We start from the raw sequence: 713 nt of genomic DNA on the forward strand, positions 1-713 counted from the left end.
GCCGGGCGTGGCCTGCCCGACAAGGCCCGCAAGCACATGATCGGCATCGTGATGAACACCGAGGAACAATCCTCGGAAATGCTCGCGTCGATCAAGGCGGAACTCGAAGCCAACCCGCGCCTGGCGATGGACTTCCCGAAAGCGGTGGGCCAAGGCCGGGTGTGGCAGGCCACCACGGCGATCACCGCCAACAACATCAAAATCCGTATCGGCGGCACCGGCAAGAAGATGCGCGGCATGAAGCACGGCCCGCACCGGCCAGACCTGATCTGGCTGGACGATTTGGAAAACGACGAGAACGTCCGCGATAAGAGCCAGCGCGACAAGGTCGAACACTACGTGCTGTCGGCGATCGTCGGCCTGGCTGGGCCGGCCGGCGGTATGGACGTGTTCTGGGTGGGCACCTCGCTGCACTACGACGCAGCGATCAACCGCGTGGCCCGCAAGCCCGGTTGGCGCCGCCGCATCTTCCGGTCGATCATGACGTGGCCGGACCGAATGGATCTGTGGGATACCTGGGAAGGCATCTACACCTCGGCCGCGGCCGGCGAGGACGAGGACAAAGAGCGGGCCGAAGCCGAAGCGCTGGCCTTCTACCAGGCCAACAAAGCCGAGATGGAGCGCGGCGCCGTGGTGAGCTGGCCCGAGGTGCGCCCGCTGTACCGCCTGATGTGCATGCGCGCGACCGACCACACCGCGTTCAACCAGGAACA

The 713-nt window shown here is 65.5% G+C and carries 1 pseudogene; it reads left to right on the plus strand.

Going from position 1 to position 713, the window contains the following annotated elements:
- Positions 1-36: 36 nt before the first annotated feature.
- Positions 37-713 (plus strand): annotated as a pseudogene (locus B3547_RS19095) (hypothetical protein); the annotation flags it as partial.

It is taken from the genome of Novosphingobium sp. UBA1939, from assembly GCF_002336885.1.
Lineage (GTDB): Bacteria > Pseudomonadota > Alphaproteobacteria > Sphingomonadales > Sphingomonadaceae > Novosphingobium.